We start from the raw sequence: 16,543 nt of genomic DNA, 5'->3' as shown, positions 1-16,543 counted from the left end.
TGCCCAGTCTTATCGTTTCGAGTGTCACCTCGGGCAACTGTTCGGGCGAAACAAGGGAGATTCCGGCGTGGGTGCCAAGCTCCAAGGCGATCGCTCAGATCCAGGCTCATACGGCAGCCCCCGCCGGCTCTCGACACCTACGCTGCCACATTCCGAACAGATAAGGCTCGGTGGCGGCATCCATGCCGCCACACGGTCCCGCAAGCGGCGAGGACACCACGCCAGACAGTTGGTTGGTGGTTTCACTGAAGAGCGAAGACACCGCGTCGCACGGTTGGCTGGTTGCTCTGTTGAAAGCCTGCACACCGACCAACGCGACTGGCCCTTGCCCGCCCACCGTCGCGGGACCCTTGGCGGCATGGATGCCGCCACGGAGCTACATGGACGTACTTGCAGCGTGTCCCGCGATGGTGGGCGGGCAAGGGCCCTGCAGCAACGGTGCAGAGCTGCAGCTTTGACGCTTTGACGCTTTAAAGCTCTGAAGCTCTGAAGCTCTGAAGCTCTGAAGCTCTGAAGCTCAATCATCCAGGCTAGCAATCATTCGCCAGCGGCAGGTTCTTGAGGTCATGGCGTTGCTTGGCACCGAACCCTGGCGTGTCATCCGATACCTCCGCACGCGGAACCCAGGCCCACCCTACTCCTCGAAAACGCTATGCGCCGCACGCTGGTCGACGCATTAACGCAGCGGCACGTTCAACACCGAAGGCGTGGCCACCGGAGAGGAGAATGTCACCGCGCCGCCGCCGTCGCTGGCATCCGTGTAACGCGCATCGCGGATGTCGATCACCAGTACCAGCCGCTGCCCCGCAGGAATCTCTGTTGCTGCCGCTTGCAGCTGCCAGTCCAGCGTCACCGCGCGGCCGGGCGTTGCATCGCGCAGCGAATACGGCGCATGCGTGATCAGTTGCGCCACGCCCAGGGCGTCCATGCGATACAGATACGCGAACAGGCTCACCTTCGATTGGCTGGGCACCACGGTCACTCGCAATGACGGGCTGCCCGCCAGCCGCCGCGTACCGCTCGATGGCGAGCCCACCCACACCGCAGCACCGGCGCGGTTGACCAGCGGAATCGAGGTGGTCACCGGCACGCCGATGCCCTGCAGCAGGCCGCTGACCAGCACCACGCCGGAGTCTGCCACCGTCGGCACATCGGTGGCGATGCGCGACTGCCAGCCACTGGCAGTGCCGCCGATCAACCCACCGGTCGGACTGAGCACGCCGGTCGGTGCAGACAGTCCCAGGCGCGTGCTGCCCTGCTGCACCACCGCCCAATCCGCATATGCCAGCCATTGCCCGGCGCGTGGCGACAGCCGCACCGGTGCCTCGGCGTCCACGCCGTTCCGCAGCTGCTTGAGATGGCGATCGAACCAGCGCGTGGCCGCCGTATAGACCTCGTTCGGCAGCCCCAGCGCGCCGGGCAACTCCGTGGTGGCGTGATCGCCCTGGCTGAGCAGCAACTGCTTGGGGCCGCGCAGCTGATTGAAGAAGGCAATCGTCTGGTTCGGCGGGAACAGCCCATCATTGAAGGCATTGCCCAGCAGCACGGCGGTTCCGCGCGCGTTGAGGGCCGCCACCTCGGTGGCCGGGCTGCGCGAGGCCGCCTGCGGCAGGAAGCCCTGCACCGCGCCGTCGTAATCGCCTTGCGCAACGCGTGCGCCGATCTGCGCCAGATCCGGCCCCGGTCGCCCGGTCAGCGCGCCTGCGCCCACCAACAGACCGACGCCCTGCTGGCTGACGGTGCGATTGGAGTACAGCGACGCCTCCAGGTCCGCCCAGCCACTGAGCGCCGCCACTGCCTTGATGCGCGGGTCGCGCCCGGCGGCCAGCAGGCTGATGCCCGCGCCGTAGGAGATGCCCGACGCACCGATCGCCTCGGGATTGGAGGGCGTGTGCGCCAATGCCCAATCGATCACCGCACTGACGTCTTCCACGGTGTCCTGCCCGGCAATGTCGATCTGCCCGGCCGAGTCCCAGAACCCGCGCGAGGTGTAGCTGACGACCACGTAGCCATCGCTGGCCAGCTGGGTCGCCCGGCCGAGGTATTCCAGGTTGGGCAACGACCAGCTGGCCGGCATCACGATCAGCGGAAACGGCCCGCTCCCCTGCCCTTGCGGCACCAGCACCAGTGCGCCCATCGGCGCCCCATCCCAGCCGGGGATGCGCTCGTAGGTCTTGCTGAAAGCGCCCGCAGTTGCTGACGCCGCCGCGACCAGCAACGCGATGGCGGCGATGCCGCGGATCCAAACCCTGTTCATGCTGCTCTCTCCCACGCGAGGCCGGGCCGGGATGGCCCAGCGGCGATTGCCATGCATCCGTGGTTCGGGGGAGAACGCCGAGCGAACGTACCAGACGGTACGGTGGGGCTCAAGGGCCGGGAATCGGGAATCGGGAATCGGGAATCGGGAATCGGGAATCGGGAGGCGGGAATGGGGGAGGCGAAGATAAGGGCCAGCCTGGTCCCCGTTGGCGCAGGCAATCGCATGTCTCAGATCCGGATCGGCACGGCGGGGCACGTCCACTTCTCGCCTGCGGGAGAAGCGGCAACGAGCGGATGTGGCGAACACGGCAGTTCGCAATTCTCGAATCCCGGGCCGACTCGACGCGCACGCGCGTCGCTGCCGGGGCAATCGTGTCTGCGTTTGCTGCGCAAGCAGCGGAGAAATTGGCGCTGCAGCCGCGCGGTGAGGGCCACGAAATCATCGAGATAATGTCACTCGGTGCGATGATCGAAGCACCCGATGCTGCGCGCCGCATCACCCCGCCGCCGCTGCCGCATCGAGCAGCGCAGCATCCGCCCTGCAGCAATCCTTACGGGTCAGCCGACGAAATGCTGGTATCCGCGCTGCGGCGGTTGCCAGGCATGGCCCTCGGCGTCGAGCACCACCACGCCCGGCGCGGCCGTGATCCGGCCGAGGCGCGTGGCCACGACCTCGGCAAATGCCAGCGCCTGCAGCACGGCGTCGCGGTGCTGTGGCGCGGCGGTGAAACACAGCTCGTAATCGTCGCCGCCGCCCAATTGCCAGCCGGTGCATTGCAGTGCGCTGATTCCCGCGCTGCGCGACATCGCCGGCAAGGCCGCTGACGCCAACTGTGCGCCCACCCCGCTGCGCTCGCACAAGTGGCCCAGATCGGCCAGCAGACCGTCCGAGACATCCACGCAGGCGTGCGCAAGACCCCGCAAGCGCAGCCCAGCCTGCACCCGTGGTTGCGGACGCAGCAGCCGGCCGCGCCAGCGTTCGTGCACCGGATCAGCCGCCACGCGCGTGACATCCAACTGGCCCGCCTGCCATAACGACAACGCCGCCGCCGCCTCGCCGAGCGCACCGGTCACCCACACGTCATCGCCCACGCGCGCGCCATCGCGACGCAGCGCCGCACCTGGCGGCACGCTGCCGATGGCAGTCACCGCACACGACAGCGGCCCGCGCGTGGTATCGCCGCCGACCAAGGCAATCTCGTGCGCATCGGCCAGCGCGAAAAAGCCATCGGCAAATGCCTCCACCCAGGCCAGATCGTCGTGCGGCAACGACAGCGACAAGGTGCACCAGCGCGGCTGCGCGCCCATCGCGGCAAGATCGGACAGATTGACGGCCAGCGTTTTCCAGCCGAGATCGTCGGCGCGCGTCTCAAGCGGAAAATGCACCCCGGCATTGAGCGTATCGGCCGTGATGGCCAGTTGCTCGCCTGCCGGCGGTTGCAGCAATGCCGCGTCGTCGCCAATGCCCAACGGCACGTCGGCCCGCGTGGCAATGCGCGCGCGCAGACGGGCAATCAGATCGAATTCAGGCATTTGAAGGGCCGGGATTTGGGATTGGGCATTCGGGATTGGTGACAGCGGGCTTTGCGAGGTGCGGAACGACAGCCGACCAGCTGCACCATCGATGGATGCGGCAGGGCGGGGTGGCATCGCTCAAGCCACGGCTGGGCCGCTCAAGCGAAGGCGCTAGCACCTTGCATTACGGGCACCGTCGCTCCCTGCCAATCCCGAATCACCAATGCCGAATCTCGGCGCCTCAGGCACCCGACTCCACCTTGCGCCACTCCACCGCAGCGCGATCGAGCACGCCATTGACGTAGGTGTGCCCATGTTCGGAGCCGAAGCGCTTGGCGGTTTCGATCGCTTCGTTGATCACCACGCGGTACGGCACGTCCTGCCGGTACAGCAGCTCGTAGGCCGCCAGGCGCAGCACCGCACGCTCGATCGCATCGACCTCTTCCACGCCGCGGTCCAGATACGGCGTCAGCGCGGTATCCAGCTCCGCGCGATTGGCAATCACGCCATCAACCAGGCTTTCGAAGTACGCCAGATCGGCCACCTCGTGCGCCTGCTCGTGCGCAAACTGCGCGATCACCTGCTTGGCGAATCCGCCGGAAATCTGCCACGCATACACCGCCTGCAGGGCGCGGCGGCGCGCACGCGAGCGCAGCACCGGGTCGATGCCGTCACGACGGCCGTGGCGGGCATGTCCACCGGACTTGCTCATGGCAACAACTCCATCAGATTCACCAGTTCCAGCGCCGCAAGCGCGCATTCCTCGCCCTTGTTGCCGTGGCTGCCGCCGGCACGCGCCTCGGCATCTTCCACGCGCTCCACCGCCAGCACGCCGTTGAGCACCGGCACGCCGGTCTGCAACTGCACGCTCATCAGGCCTTCGGCGCACAGGTCGGCCACGTGCTCGTAGTGGCGGGTATCGCCACGGATCACGCAGCCCAGCGCGATGATCGCGCCATGCTGGCCGGACTGTGCCACGCGGTTGGCGGCGATCGGGATTTCCCAGGCGCCGGGCACGCGGATCACGTCGATGGCGTCCTCGCCGATGCCGTTGCCGGCCAGGCTCTGGCGCGCGCCGGCAACCAGCACGTCGGTGATGCGGGCATTCCAGCGGCTGGCGATAATCGCAAAGCGCGCGGTGGTGGGGCGGAGATCGCCTTCGTAGTGGGTCATGCGGGTCGGCAACTCGAGGGGGCGGGAAGTTTAACAGCTGCCGCGCCAGGCCCGGCCGCCGCGTGCAGGCCGGGTCCGCCCAAGCAGACCCGGCCATCCGATTCAAGAACAGACGAGGCGGCGACTCGCCGCCGGTGCGCCAGCTGGCGCGGCCCACGGCGGCAACCGGCGGCCGACACCGGGCCGGGACACGACTGACGGCGCGCGCCGCCAGCCCGGCCTCAGCACCGGCAGCGGCCGGGGTCTTCGGGGCGGATCAGCTGACGGCGGCAATGGCTCGCCGCCAGCTCAGGGGACCGCGGACGGCGGCACCGAGCGCACGCCTTCGCCGGGATGGCATTCCAGGTACTCCACCACCTCCAGCCCGAACCCGGCCAGACCCACCTGCCGGCGCGGGGTGCCGAGCACGCGCAGCTTGCCCAGGCCCAGCTCGGCCAGGATCTGCGCACCGGCGCCATTGCGCCGCCACTGGCTTACATCCTTGGCATTGGCCGCAGCTTCGGGCTGCTGGCGCAGCCGTGCCAACAACGATTCGCTGTCGCGCGGGGCCGACAGCACCACCATCACCCCCTGCCCTTCGGCGGCGATCGCGCGCAAGGCATCGGTGGCGGCCACGCCGAAATCCTCGCGCTGCCAGTGCAGCAGGTCGGCCAGCGGGTTTTCCACCTGCACGCGCACCAGTGTCGGCGTCTGTGGATCCGCGTTGCCGCGCACCAATGCAAAGTGCAGGTCATGCGCGATGCGGTCGCGGTAGGTCACCAGCTGGAACGGGCCGAATTCGGTACTGATCTCACGCGCATCCACACGCTCGACGGTGTGCTCGTTGGCCAGGCGATAGGCGATCAGGTCGGCGATCGAGCCCATCTTCAGCCCGTGCTCGCGTGCGAACACTTCCAGCTGCGGGCGACGCGCCATGCTGCCGTCCGGGTTGAGCACTTCCACCAGCACGCCGGCCGGCTCCAGCCCGGCCAGCATCGGCAGGTCGCTGGCGGCCTCGGTGTGGCCGGCACGGGTCAGCACGCCCCCGGGCTGGGAAATCAGCGGGAAAATGTGGCCCGGCTGGCTCAGATCCTGCGGCCGGGCATCCGGGCGCACTGCGGTACGCACGGTGTGCGCGCGATCGTAGGCCGAAATACCGGTGGTCACGCCCTCGGCCGCCTCGATGCTGACGGTGAAGTTGGTCTGGAACTGCGCGGTGTTGTTGCGCACCATCGGCGCCAGCCCAAGCTGCGCACAGCGCTCGCGGGTCAGCGACAGGCACACCAGCCCGCGCGCGTGGGTCACCATGAAGTTGATGTCCGACGGCTTGACCAGCTCGGCGGCCATGATCAGGTCGCCCTCGTTTTCGCGGTCCTCGTCGTCGACGATCACCACCATGCGTCCGGCACGCAACTCTTCGATCAGCTCGGGAACCGGTGCGAAGTTCATGCCGCACCCCGCGCGCCGAGCAGGCGTTCGACATAGCGCGCCACCAGGTCGATTTCCAGATTCACCGCCGCGCCCACCGCGGTTGCAGAAAACGCCGTGTTTGCGACCGTATGCGGGATCAGCGCAACCTCGAACCCGTCTTCGTCCACTTCATTGACGGTCAGGCTGACGCCGTCCACGCAGATCGAGCCTTTTTTGGCCACATAGCGCAATACCGATGACGGGGCGGCAAAGCGCCAGCGCTGCGCCCGTGCATCGCCATGCACCGACTGCACCTGGCCCAGACCATCCACATGCCCGCTGACCAGATGCCCGCCGAGCCGGTCGGTGGGGCGCATCGCGCGTTCGAGATTGAGCACCGCGCCTTCGGGCAACGCACCCAATGTGGTCAGCGACAGGGTTTCGGTGGACGCATCGGCCTGGAAGCTGGTTGCGTCGAACGCGATCACGGTCAGGCACACGCCATTGACCGCGATGCTCTCGCCCAGCTGCACGCCGTCGAACGGCAGGCTGCCGGTGGCAAAGGTGAAACGCACATCGCCGCCTTGCGGCTGGCGCGCGGCCAGGCGGCCGACGCCTTCAATGATTCCGGTAAACATCAGTACGCCCCCTTCTGCAGCGAGCGCTGCGCGGAAGTCGGGCGGTGAACAGGTGCATTACAGCGCAGCGGGTGATGCAAAGACATAGTCGTTTCTCGCAGGAGTTGAGCGAAAAACGCCACAAGGCAAAGCAAACAGGCGCGCGCACAGCCGCAGGGCTGCGCGGTGGCCGTCTTCTTTCATCCGGACTATACCGTCGGCTCCGGCATTGGACCGGATCTGCTGACCTTCGCGCGATGCCCGACACATGCAGTGCCAACCATCGCGGCGAAGCGCTCGCGGGCTCGCACGCTTGCACGTGCCTACCGCCGGTGGGGAATCGCACCCCGCCCTGAAGACGTTCGTAAGTGCCGGCGAACCGGCCCGCGCAGTTTAGCAGTGCCTGTTCTGCCCTTAGCTGTCTGAAAGCCATGGCTGGCAGGACGATGCGTCATGTCAGGAAATCCCCCATAGCTAGTTTTGTGAAGGATCTGTTAAATTACGCACCGCGACGGGAGACGTCGCCCTTCCGCCCCGCAAACGGGGCGGAGACACGGACATCACTTCGGAGAGAACCATCCAATGCGCAACACCCTGATTCTGGCCGCCCTGCTGGCTGCCGCCCCGTTTGCCGCCTCTGCGGAAGGCCTGAGCTATAGCTACGTCGAAGGCGGCTGGAACCGTACCGAGATCAGCGTCAACGACGATTCGGACGACCTGGATGGCGGCTACATCCGCGGTTCCTGGCAGATCGCCGAGCCCGTCTACGTGTTCGCTGGCTACCAGCGTGCCGAGAAGGACTTCAACCTGGGCGCGGGCTTCGTGCTCGAAGGCACACTGCAGCAGGCGAATCTGGGTATCGGTTACCGCCAGGAAATGACCGAGCGCGTCGAATTCACCGCCGACATCAGCGTGCTGCGCTCCAAGGTCGAATCCGATCTGCGTCGCGGCGGTCGTTCGCTTGGCGATTCGTCCGATACCAGCACCCTGGGCTTCGGCAACCTGGGCCTGCGTGGCAAGCCCTCGCCGCGTACCGAAGCCTGGATCAAGGCCGGCTACATCGACGGCAGCGACGTGGACGAAGGCGAATTCGTCGGTACCCTCGGCGGCCAGGTCAACTTCACCACCACCTGGGGCCTGGTCGGCGAAGTCGAGTTCATCGACAACGCCAATCAGTACCGCGTCGGTGTCCGCGCCAGCTTCTGATCACGCGCGTTGCCGGCAATGGAAGGCCCCGCATGCGGGGCCTTTCTTTTGCGGCGCTCACGCCACCGCGAGCGGCGCGTAGCGCAGACGCAGACGCAGACGCAGATCCTGCCCGAGCTGACGCACATCGCGTAGCTGCAATGCATGCCGCTGCGCCAGCGTTTCGATGCCAAGCCCAGCGAGCAGCGGCCGTGCGGTATCGCCCAGCAACACCGGGGCCAGGTAGACCAACAGCTCATCAACCAACCCGGCCTGCAACAGCGCACCGCCCAGCGTGGCGCCGGCTTCCACGTGCACTTCGTTGATGCCACGCCGGGCCAGCAACGCTAGCACCGCAGCCAGATCGAAGCGACCAGCGTGCAGCGGCAATGCCGCACACTCCGCACCATCCACCGCGGTCGGCGCGACGGCATCGCCATGCAGATACAACGTCGGTGCATCGCCGTGGCGAATGTTCCTGCACGCCAAGCTGCGCAGGCCGGCATCCAGCACCACCCGCAACGGCGGCGCGAACGGGGTGTCGTCGCCGAGCCGCACCGTCATCGATGGATCGTCGGCCAGCACGGTGCCGGCACCGGTCAGGATCGCGCCGGCACGTGCGCGCCAACGTTGCACATCGGCGCGCGCGTCGCTTCCGGTGATCCATTTGGATTCGCCGCTGGCCAGGGCGGTGCGTCCATCCAGACTGGCGCCGAGTTTGACCCTTACCCACGGCCGGCCACGCTCCACGCGCGACAGGAAGCCCTGGTTGAGCAGGCGCGCCTGGGCTTGCATCACCCCGCTCAGCACCGCGATCCCAGCCTCGCGCAGCAGCGCGAAACCGCCGCCATTGACCTGTGGAAACGGGTCGGCCATTGCCGCGACCACACGCGTGACCCCTGCCTCAATCAACGCCAACGCGCACGGCGGCGTGCGCCCGTAATGCGCGCACGGCTCCAGGGTGACATAGACGGTCGCCCCGCGCGCCAGCTCGCCGGCTGCGCGCAATGCGAACACTTCGGCATGTGGGCCGCCGGCGCGTTGGTGGAAGCCTTCACCCACGCACACGCCGTCGCGCACGATCACGCAGCCCACCATCGGATTGGGGCGCGTGGTGTAGGCGCCGCGCTCGGCCAGGCGCAAGGCCTGCGCCATCCAGCGGTGGTCGTCGGCACTCGCGCCCGTCGTGGTCTCAGTCATTGCGTTGCACTCCCGGCGCAATGCACATCACCACGATCTGCATCGGCCCCAGCGAGAATTCGGTATGCGTCTGCCATCCCAGACGCTGGTAAAACGGCACCAGGACCGGCTGGCAGTACAGGTACAGCAGCGGCACGCCCAGGCGCGCAGCGGCTTGCACGCAATGCGCCACCAGTGCCTCGCCGATGCCCTGCCCGCGCGCCTGCGGCCGCACGTATAACGAGGCCAGCCAGGGAGACCATTGCCGCATGCGGGCGTCGTCGTTTTCGAGCAGGCTCACCGAGCCGAGCCACTGCGCCCGATCCAGCGCCACCCAGGTCGTCGGGATGACGCCATCACGTGTATGGCTGCGCAGTTCGCTCAGCGCCTCATCGAGGTTCCACTCCGGCAACAGTGCGCCGAAGGCCTGTAGATGCGCTTGCGCAATCGCAGGCAGATCGTCCGGCGTTTCTGCAACGCAGGCGATGCGCATCGCGCTCACCGCTTGCCGGGTTTGCCGGCGCGTTCCAGTGCCGCTTCCAGCAGCGGCAGTTGTTCGCTGCCGACCGGCAGTTCGCGTTCGAGCTTTTCGATCTCTTCGCGAAAATCCGCCACGTCCTGAAAACTGCGATACACCGAGGCAAAGCGTACGTAGCCGACGTGATCGAGCTTGCGCAGCTCGACCATCACGTATTCGCCTACCCGCAGCGAACCCACTTCGCGTTCGCCGGACATGCGCAGCTGATGCACGACCGCCCGCACCGCCGCTTCGATCTGTTCTTCGGCAACAGGGCGCTTCTGCAGCGCACGGTCGAAGCTGGTGCGCAACTTGCGCGCATCGAATGCCTCGCGTCCACCGTCGCTCTTGACCACGGTGGGCAGCTTGAGTTCGATCGTTTCCAGGGTGCTGAAACGCTCGCCGCAGGCCTCGCACTCGCGCCGCCGACGGATCGTCGTGCCGTCTTCGGACACGCGCGAATCAATCACCCGGGTGTCGTTGTGCTGGCAGAAGGGGCAGTGCATCAGACGTCCGGGATTTGGGATTGGGGATTCGGGATTGGCAACAGCACAAGCAAGGACGCGCGGTTAGCGCATCCCGAATCACGAATCTCCAATCCCGGCATCTCAGCCATACACCGGATATTTCTTGCACTGCGCGGTCACCGCATCGCGGACCTTGGCGAGCACTGCTTCGTCGGTTGGTGCGTCCAGCACGTCGGCGATCCAGTTGGCCAGGTCGATGCTGTCCTGTTCCTTGTAGCCGCGCGTGGTGATGGCCGGGGTCCCCAGGCGCAGGCCCGAGGTCACGAACGGCGAGCGCGGGTCGTTGGGCACCGAGTTCTTGTTGACGGTGATGTGGGCCTTGCCGAGCGCGGCTTCTGCCTCCTTGCCGGAGACATCGCGGCCGATCATGTCCACCAGCATCAGATGATTTTCGGTGCCGCCGGAAACGATCTTGTAGCCGCGCGCAATCAGCGTGTTGGCCATGGCCTGGGCATTCTTGACCACCTGCTGCTGGTAGGTCTTGAAGGCCGGCTCCAGCGCTTCCTTGAAGGCCACGGCCTTGGCCGCGATGACGTGCATCAGCGGGCCGCCCTGGATGCCGGGGAACACGATCGACTGCAGCTTCTTCTGCAACTCTTCGCTCGCGCCCTTGGCCACGATGATGCCGCCGCGCGGACCGCGCAGGGTCTTGTGGGTAGTCGAGGTGACCACGTGCGCGTGCTCCATCGGGCTGGGGTACACACCGGCAGCCACCAGGCCGGCGATGTGCGCCATGTCCACAAACAGGTAGGCACCGACACTGTCGGCGATGGCACGGAAGCGCGCCCAGTCGATCTTCTGCGAATACGCAGAGAAACCGGCCACGACCATCTTCGGCTTGTGCTCGGTGGCGAGGCGCTGCACCTCGTCGTAATCGATCAGGCCCTGCTCGTTGACGCCGTACTGCACGGCGTTGAACAGCTTGCCGGAGACATTGACCTTGGCGCCGTGGGTCAGGTGGCCGCCGTGGGCCAGGCTCATGCCCAGGATGGTGTCGCCCGGCTGCAGCAGCGCCAGATACACCGCCTGGTTGGCCTGCGAGCCGCTATGCGGCTGCACATTTGCATACATATCTTCCGTGGAGCCCGCGCCGAACACCTGCTTGATGCGGTCGATCGCCAGCTGCTCGGCGATGTCGACGTATTCGCAGCCACCGTAGTAGCGCTTGCCCGGATAGCCTTCGGCGTACTTGTTGGTCAGCTGGCTGCCCTGCGCTTCCATCACCAGCGGGCTGCAGTAGTTTTCGCTGGCGATCAGCTCGACGTGATCCTCCTGGCGGCCGACTTCAGCGGCGATGGCCTTGGCCAGTTCGGGGTCGTAGGTTTCCAGTCGGACGTCGCGCGAGAACATGCAAAGCTCCGGAGCAGCTGCAGCCAGTAGGGCCGCCGATTGTAAGCCCCCGCCGCACGGGTGACCAATCGCATGCCTGGCGCCGGGCGCGCGGCCGGCGCCAGGCATGCGCCGCGAAACAGCAAGGGCGCACCGACGTGCGCCCTTGTGTGATGACCGGCCCGATTGCCCAACAGGCGAACCGGGCACTGCCGGCTTGGAGCGACTAACGGCGCGTCGCGGGCAGTCGTCTGAGGAATGTGGACGGCGCGCCGGAGCCGGAGTGTACGCGTGGTACACGAGGAGTCCGAGCGCCGGCCGCGCCCGCCTGACGGCCGCGCAGCAGCGTTGTTGGCGGCTCTTAGTTGTTGAGCACCAGGTCGGCGATGATGCCGGAGGCAATCGCGACCAGCAGCAGGTTGCCGCGGTCGTCGCGCTGCCAGCGGTAGCCGTACGGTGGGCGGCGAAGGTCGTAGCGGTCGTAGTCATTGATCACGTAGACCGGGCCATGATAGCGCTGACCGCGCGCCCAGTACGGACGCGGCGGCGGGCCGGCGCGGTAGTACGCCGGGCGGTCGTAGACATAGACCCGGTTGCGGTTGTAGCGACGGTCCTGGTAACGGGCGTCGCGATAACCTTCACGGTAGCCGCTGCTGTAGTGGCGGCGGTCGTCGCGCCATTCGCGGCGGTCGGCCCGGCGGTCATCCCGCCACTCGCGGCGATCGTTGCGCCAGTCACCGCGGTCACCCCGGTGATCGCGATGGCCACGGTCATGTCCGCGACGGTCGTGGTCGCGGTCCCAGTCGCCGGCAAACGCCGCCGGGGCCACGCAGCCCAGCGCCAGGATGGAGGAAAGCACAGCGGTAACGATGCGTTTGCGGTTCATGGCCCAGCTCCTGTTTGCGATGTCGCAATTTCATTAAGACGCCGCCAGCCTTAACGCATTCTTGCTGGAATCGGTTACGAAAACGCCTATTCAGGTAATAGGTGGGCTGCCGTTTAGCTGCGCTGTCGCCTGCCGGGCTCGCGGCACTTGCCGGTATAATCGGCGCAATCCCTTTTCCGCTGCCTCCGGCCTCGGCCGGCGGGCTGCCTGCGTCCACGGAGCACCCATGTCGCAATATATCTACACCATGAACCGCGTCAGCAAGGTGGTCCCGCCCAAGCGGCAGATCATCAAGGACATCTCGCTGAGCTTTTTCCCGGGCGCCAAGATCGGCCTGCTGGGCCTGAACGGCGCGGGCAAGTCGACGGTGCTCAAGATCATGGCCGGCGTGGACACCGACTTCGAGGGCGAAGCCCGCCCGCAGGCCGGCATCAAGGTCGGCTACCTGGCCCAGGAACCGCAACTCAACCCCGAGCACACCGTGCGCGAAGCGGTGGAAGAAGGCGTGGGCGACGTGTTGCAGGCCCAGGCCGCGCTGGATGCGGTGTATCTGGCCTATGCGGAGGAAGGCGCCGATTTCGACGCGCTGGCCAAGGAACAGGAGCGCCTGGAGGCGATCCTGGCCGCCGGCGATGCGCACACCCTGGAAAACCAGCTGGACGTGGCCGCCGATGCGCTGCGCCTGCCGCCGTGGGAAGCGATCGTGGGCAAGCTGTCCGGCGGCGAGAAGCGCCGTGTGGCGCTGTGCCGCCTGCTGCTGCAGAAGCCGGACATGCTGCTGCTCGACGAACCCACCAACCACCTCGATGCCGAGTCGGTGGAATGGCTGGAACAGTTCCTGGCGCGCTACACCGGCACCGTGGTGGCGGTAACGCATGATCGCTACTTCCTGGACAACGCCGCCGAGTGGATCCTGGAACTGGACCGCGGCCGCGGCATTCCGTGGAAGGGCAACTACACCGACTGGCTGACCCAGAAGGACGAGCGCCTCAAGCAGGAAGACAACCAGGAAAAGTCACGCCAGAAGGCGATCCAGAAGGAACTGGAATGGTCGCGGCAGAACGCCAAGGGCGGCCGCACCAAGGGCAAGGCACGCCTGGCGCGCCTGGAAGAACTGCAGTCGGTGGATTACCAGCGCCGCAACGAGACCAATGAAATCTTCATCCCGCCGGGCGAGCGCCTGGGCAACTCGGTGATGGAGTTCAAGAACGTCTCCAAGAAGTTCGGCGACCGCCTGCTGATCGACAACCTGTCGATGATCGTGCCGCCCGGCGCCATCGTCGGCATCATCGGCCCCAATGGTGCCGGTAAGTCGACCCTGTTCAAGATGATCACCGGGCAGGAAAAGCCCGATTCCGGCGAGATCGTGGTCGGCCCCACCGTGCAGCTGTCCTACGTGGACCAGAGCCGCGACGCGCTGGAAGGCAACCACAACGTCTTCCAGGAGATCGCTGGCGGGCTGGACATCCTCAACATCAACGGCGTAGAGATCCAGTCGCGCGCCTACATCGGCCGCTTCAACTTCAAGGGCCAGGACCAGCAGAAGATGGTCGGCTCGCTGTCCGGCGGTGAGCGCGGTCGCCTGCACATGGCCAAGACCCTGTTGCAGGGCGGCAACGTGCTGCTGCTCGACGAACCGTCCAACGACCTGGACATCGAAACCCTGCGTGCGCTGGAAGACGCCTTGCTGGAATTCCCCGGCAACACCTTCGTGATTTCGCACGATCGCTGGTTCCTGGATCGCATTGCCACGCACATCCTGGCGTTCGAAGGCGACTCGCACGTGGAGTTCTTCCAGGGCAACTACCGCGAGTACGAAGAAGACAAGCGTCGCCGCATGGGCGATGACGCCGGCCCGAAACGTCTGCGCTTCAAGGCGCTGAAGTAAGCACAACAAGGGCGCCGTCAGGCGCCCTTGTCGTTTTCCGTCCCGGCGGCTGCGCGGGTGTGGATGCTGCGCGCCTGGAGCGATGCAGCCGGCCCCCAGGTGCTGCCTGCGGCAACACCGCAAGCTGCGGCCGTCGCCAGGTGTTACAGCTCGTACGACAGCACATCTTCGAACCCAAAGGTGTCGAAGTTTTCGATGCGCGAGGGGTACAGGCGGCCGACCAGATGGTCGTACTCGTGCTGGACCACGCGCGCATGGAAGCCCTCGGCCTCGCGCGCGATCGGGCTGCCGTCAGGCGCAAAACCGCGATAGCGGATGTAGCGGTAACGCGGGATCACCGCGCGCAGGCCGGGGATCGACAGGCAGCCTTCCCAGCCGTTTTCCATCTCCTCGGACAACGGCTCGATCTGCGCATTGGCCAACGCCGTGCGCGGCACCGCGGGCGCCTCGGGATAACGCTCGCTGGCCTCGAAACCGAACACCATCAACTGCAGGTCCACCGCGATTTGCGGCGCGGCGAGGCCCACGCCGCGCGCATCGTCCATGGTCTCAAACATATCGGTCACCAAGGCCTGCAATTCGGCACTGCCGAGGTTGGTCACCGGGGGGGCGACACGCAGCAGGCGCTTGTCGCCCATGCGGATGATCTCGCGAATCATGCGGATGCTCCTGATAAACGATGCAGCGATCTTAGGGCGTGTGGCGTACCTTGAGGTGAGCGTAGCGGCCTGCCCCTCAAGGCACAGGTGCCGCCATATCCAGCGGCCGTTGCCGAACCACAGTGCGGCATGCCGTGCCGCCATGCCACGGCGAGATACATGACGGCCTGGGCGTCAACGCCGCGATTCGATTGCCCCGCTCTTGCCGGGCACCGCAGCGTTCAGCGCACGATCCGCTGCCCGGTGTCGTCCAGCACGCGCTCGCCGTCTTCCTTGACGAAGGGGCCGGTGGCCGGCGGCAATACCTCCAGCACCTGCTCGGATGGACGACACAGGCGCGTACCCAGCGGCGACTGCACGAACGGGCGATTGATCAGGATCGGATGCACCAGCATGGCGTTCAGCAGGGCCGCCTCGTCCAGCGCGGGGTCGTCGAGCCCCAGTTCCAGATACGGCGTGCCCTTCTGGCGGATGGCCTCGCGTACCGACAGACCAGCGTCGGCAATCAACGAACGCAGCGTCTGCCGGTCCGGCGGCTGCTGCAGGTAGTGGACGATCTGCGGTTCGATACCGACATGCCGGATCAAGGCCAGGGTATTGCGGGACGTGCCGCAGGCAGGGTTGTGATAGATGACGACGTGCATGCGCGGCTTGACTGGTTCGATAAAAACTGGATTTTGTGATCGCTGATGACGCAGCGACACGCTCAACGCGCAGTGTACGGGGATGCGTGAGCTACGCGCACTGGTGCTTAGTACTTAGCACTCAGCACCAGCGCTTATCGCTTATCGCTTTTTATCGCTTAGCTCTTAGCTCTTAGCTCTTAGCTCGTATCTCGTATCTCGTATCTCGTATCTCGTAGCGCTTAGCGCCAACACCAACACTTTTTAAGGGCACTTGCACGATTGTCAGCTTGGGACTTGATCGCTTTGCTCTTTGCTGCTTGCTCTTTGCTGTTGCTGTCTGCGTTCTGAAGCCTGCTTTCGCTTTTTAGCTCGTTGGTTAGTAGTTGTTTGCTGCTTGCTGTTTCCAGCCTACTGCCTCAATGCCGACGGTCTCGATGCAGCAGGACTGCAGGCCCCTCTCCTGCGGGAGAGGGGTTGGGGTGAGGGTACGGGGCGAAGCCCACGTGTCCCCGAACTCCAATAGTGCTTCGCCCGTACCCTCATCCGCCCCTGCGGGGCACCTTCTCCCGATGGGAGAAGGGAGCCGTTGCGGATCCGTTGACGCCCTGAGGGGCACCTTCTCCCGAGGGGAGAAGGGAGCCGATGCGGATCCGTTGATGCCTGCGGGGCACCTTCTTCCGACGGGAGAAGGGAGCCGTTGCGGATCCGTTGATGCGCCGGGTGCCCTCCTTTTTTCGCCCTTGCTCCTCCCCGTCTTCGCGTAGTCAAAGACGGGGCACCGGCGGAGTTCGCCC

Annotated in this window: 15 protein-coding genes, 1 other RNA gene and 1 riboswitch; of the genes, 2 read left to right on the top strand and 14 right to left on the bottom strand. The window is 66.1% G+C overall.

Annotation, left to right across the window (positions count from 1 at the left end; translation table 11 throughout):
• Positions 1 to 676: 676 nt before the first annotated feature.
• The 6 genes from OZ10_RS13670 to OZ10_RS13645 all read right to left on the bottom strand — a co-directional run bounded on the left by OZ10_RS13670 (position 677) and on the right by OZ10_RS13645 (position 6,974).
• Entirely contained in the window at positions 677 to 2,257 is a 1,581-nt protein-coding gene (locus OZ10_RS13670) for a CocE/NonD family hydrolase (RefSeq protein WP_039565421.1), read from the bottom strand.
• 560 nt (positions 2,258 to 2,817) lie between these two features.
• Entirely contained in the window at positions 2,818 to 3,792 is a 975-nt protein-coding gene (gene thiL, locus OZ10_RS13665; protein ID WP_039565419.1) for a thiamine-phosphate kinase, read from the bottom strand.
• 223 nt (positions 3,793 to 4,015) lie between these two features.
• Complete coding sequence (nusB, locus tag OZ10_RS13660; RefSeq protein ID WP_029219036.1) at positions 4,016 to 4,486, bottom strand: transcription antitermination factor NusB; 471 nt, start codon at positions 4,484 to 4,486, stop codon at positions 4,016 to 4,018.
• The gene (gene ribH / locus OZ10_RS13655) at positions 4,483 to 4,947 is read right to left on the bottom strand and encodes a 6,7-dimethyl-8-ribityllumazine synthase (protein WP_003490334.1); all 465 of its coding nucleotides are present in this window, start codon (positions 4,945 to 4,947) and stop codon (positions 4,483 to 4,485) included. The genes nusB and ribH overlap by 4 nt, the downstream gene beginning before the upstream one ends.
• A 288-nt stretch (positions 4,948 to 5,235) precedes the next feature.
• Positions 5,236 to 6,375 carry a 3,4-dihydroxy-2-butanone-4-phosphate synthase gene (gene ribB, locus OZ10_RS13650; RefSeq protein WP_039408233.1) on the bottom strand — a complete coding sequence of 380 codons (1,140 nt, stop codon included), beginning with the start codon at positions 6,373 to 6,375 and terminating at the stop codon, positions 5,236 to 5,238.
• On the bottom strand, positions 6,372 to 6,974 hold the full coding sequence (locus tag OZ10_RS13645; protein ID WP_039408235.1) for a riboflavin synthase: 603 nt from the start codon (positions 6,972 to 6,974) through the stop codon (positions 6,372 to 6,374). The genes ribB and OZ10_RS13645 overlap by 4 nt, the downstream gene beginning before the upstream one ends.
• Before the next feature lie 167 nt (positions 6,975 to 7,141).
• A riboswitch (FMN riboswitch) is annotated at positions 7,142 to 7,317 on the bottom strand.
• A 218-nt stretch (positions 7,318 to 7,535) separates the two neighbouring features.
• Here OZ10_RS13645 and OZ10_RS13640 point away from each other — a divergent pair.
• Positions 7,536 to 8,159, top strand: a complete 624-nt coding sequence (locus OZ10_RS13640) for a hypothetical protein (RefSeq protein WP_039408240.1) — start codon at positions 7,536 to 7,538, stop codon at positions 8,157 to 8,159.
• Positions 8,160 to 8,216: 57 nt separating this feature from the next.
• Here OZ10_RS13640 and ribD read toward each other — a convergent pair whose 3' ends face one another.
• From ribD to OZ10_RS13615, 6 genes are all read right to left on the bottom strand, one after another.
• Positions 8,217 to 9,338 carry a bifunctional diaminohydroxyphosphoribosylaminopyrimidine deaminase/5-amino-6-(5-phosphoribosylamino)uracil reductase RibD gene (gene ribD / locus OZ10_RS13635; RefSeq protein WP_039565418.1) on the bottom strand — a complete coding sequence of 374 codons (1,122 nt, stop codon included), beginning with the start codon at positions 9,336 to 9,338 and terminating at the stop codon, positions 8,217 to 8,219.
• A complete protein-coding gene (locus OZ10_RS13630; protein WP_039408247.1) occupies positions 9,331 to 9,819 on the bottom strand; it encodes a GNAT family N-acetyltransferase in 489 nt (162 codons plus the stop codon). Before OZ10_RS13630 ends, ribD begins: the two co-directional genes overlap by 8 nt.
• Positions 9,816 to 10,340: a transcriptional regulator NrdR gene (nrdR, locus tag OZ10_RS13625; protein ID WP_003490311.1), complete on the bottom strand. Its 525-nt coding sequence runs from the start codon at positions 10,338 to 10,340 to the stop codon at positions 9,816 to 9,818. Before nrdR ends, OZ10_RS13630 begins: the two co-directional genes overlap by 4 nt.
• A 102-nt stretch (positions 10,341 to 10,442) precedes the next feature.
• Positions 10,443 to 11,711 carry a serine hydroxymethyltransferase gene (glyA, locus tag OZ10_RS13620; protein WP_039408252.1) on the bottom strand — a complete coding sequence of 423 codons (1,269 nt, stop codon included), beginning with the start codon at positions 11,709 to 11,711 and terminating at the stop codon, positions 10,443 to 10,445.
• Between the two features lie 203 nt (positions 11,712 to 11,914).
• Positions 11,915 to 11,990, bottom strand: a non-coding RNA gene (locus OZ10_RS20680) — sX9 sRNA.
• A 61-nt stretch (positions 11,991 to 12,051) separates the two neighbouring features.
• The gene (locus OZ10_RS13615; RefSeq protein ID WP_039408254.1) at positions 12,052 to 12,576 is read right to left on the bottom strand and encodes an RcnB family protein; all 525 of its coding nucleotides are present in this window, start codon (positions 12,574 to 12,576) and stop codon (positions 12,052 to 12,054) included.
• Positions 12,577 to 12,802: 226 nt separating this feature from the next.
• On the opposite strand from OZ10_RS13615, the gene ettA reads away from it, so the two are divergent.
• Positions 12,803 to 14,464 (top strand): energy-dependent translational throttle protein EttA, encoded by a 1,662-nt coding sequence (gene ettA / locus OZ10_RS13610; protein ID WP_039408257.1) that lies wholly within the window; start codon positions 12,803 to 12,805, stop codon positions 14,462 to 14,464.
• A gap of 143 nt (positions 14,465 to 14,607) precedes the next feature.
• On the opposite strand, the gene def is transcribed toward ettA, so the two are convergent.
• Both def and arsC read right to left on the bottom strand, forming a co-directional pair.
• On the bottom strand, positions 14,608 to 15,123 hold the full coding sequence (def, locus tag OZ10_RS13605; protein WP_039408260.1) for a peptide deformylase: 516 nt from the start codon (positions 15,121 to 15,123) through the stop codon (positions 14,608 to 14,610).
• A gap of 221 nt (positions 15,124 to 15,344) precedes the next feature.
• The gene (gene arsC, locus OZ10_RS13600) at positions 15,345 to 15,767 is read right to left on the bottom strand and encodes an arsenate reductase (glutaredoxin) (protein ID WP_039408263.1); all 423 of its coding nucleotides are present in this window, start codon (positions 15,765 to 15,767) and stop codon (positions 15,345 to 15,347) included.
• Between the last annotated feature and the right edge of the window lie 776 nt (positions 15,768 to 16,543).

The sequence above is a fragment of the Xanthomonas cannabis pv. cannabis genome, from assembly GCF_000802365.1.
GTDB classification, from domain to species: Bacteria; Pseudomonadota; Gammaproteobacteria; order Xanthomonadales; family Xanthomonadaceae; genus Xanthomonas; species Xanthomonas cannabis.
Note: the sequence above shows the minus strand (reverse complement) of the source record. Positions and strands in the feature narration are given on the sequence as shown.

Coding starts and splice junctions, on each gene's coding strand:
- ribD (WP_039565418.1), bottom strand. CDS start 9,338: ATGACTGAGACCACGACGGGCGCGAGTGCCGACGACCACCGCTGGATG.
- OZ10_RS13670 (WP_039565421.1), bottom strand. CDS start 2,257: ATGAACAGGGTTTGGATCCGCGGCATCGCCGCCATCGCGTTGCTGGTC.
- OZ10_RS13640 (WP_039408240.1), top strand. CDS start 7,536: ATGCGCAACACCCTGATTCTGGCCGCCCTGCTGGCTGCCGCCCCGTTT.
- nrdR (WP_003490311.1), bottom strand. CDS start 10,340: ATGCACTGCCCCTTCTGCCAGCACAACGACACCCGGGTGATTGATTCG.
- ribB (WP_039408233.1), bottom strand. CDS start 6,375: ATGAACTTCGCACCGGTTCCCGAGCTGATCGAAGAGTTGCGTGCCGGA.
- ribH (WP_003490334.1), bottom strand. CDS start 4,947: ATGACCCACTACGAAGGCGATCTCCGCCCCACCACCGCGCGCTTTGCG.
- glyA (WP_039408252.1), bottom strand. CDS start 11,711: ATGTTCTCGCGCGACGTCCGACTGGAAACCTACGACCCCGAACTGGCC.
- nusB (WP_029219036.1), bottom strand. CDS start 4,486: ATGAGCAAGTCCGGTGGACATGCCCGCCACGGCCGTCGTGACGGCATC.
- OZ10_RS13615 (WP_039408254.1), bottom strand. CDS start 12,576: ATGAACCGCAAACGCATCGTTACCGCTGTGCTTTCCTCCATCCTGGCG.
- def (WP_039408260.1), bottom strand. CDS start 15,123: ATGATTCGCGAGATCATCCGCATGGGCGACAAGCGCCTGCTGCGTGTC.
- OZ10_RS13645 (WP_039408235.1), bottom strand. CDS start 6,974: ATGTTTACCGGAATCATTGAAGGCGTCGGCCGCCTGGCCGCGCGCCAG.
- thiL (WP_039565419.1), bottom strand. CDS start 3,792: ATGCCTGAATTCGATCTGATTGCCCGTCTGCGCGCGCGCATTGCCACG.
- ettA (WP_039408257.1), top strand. CDS start 12,803: ATGTCGCAATATATCTACACCATGAACCGCGTCAGCAAGGTGGTCCCG.
- arsC (WP_039408263.1), bottom strand. CDS start 15,767: ATGCACGTCGTCATCTATCACAACCCTGCCTGCGGCACGTCCCGCAAT.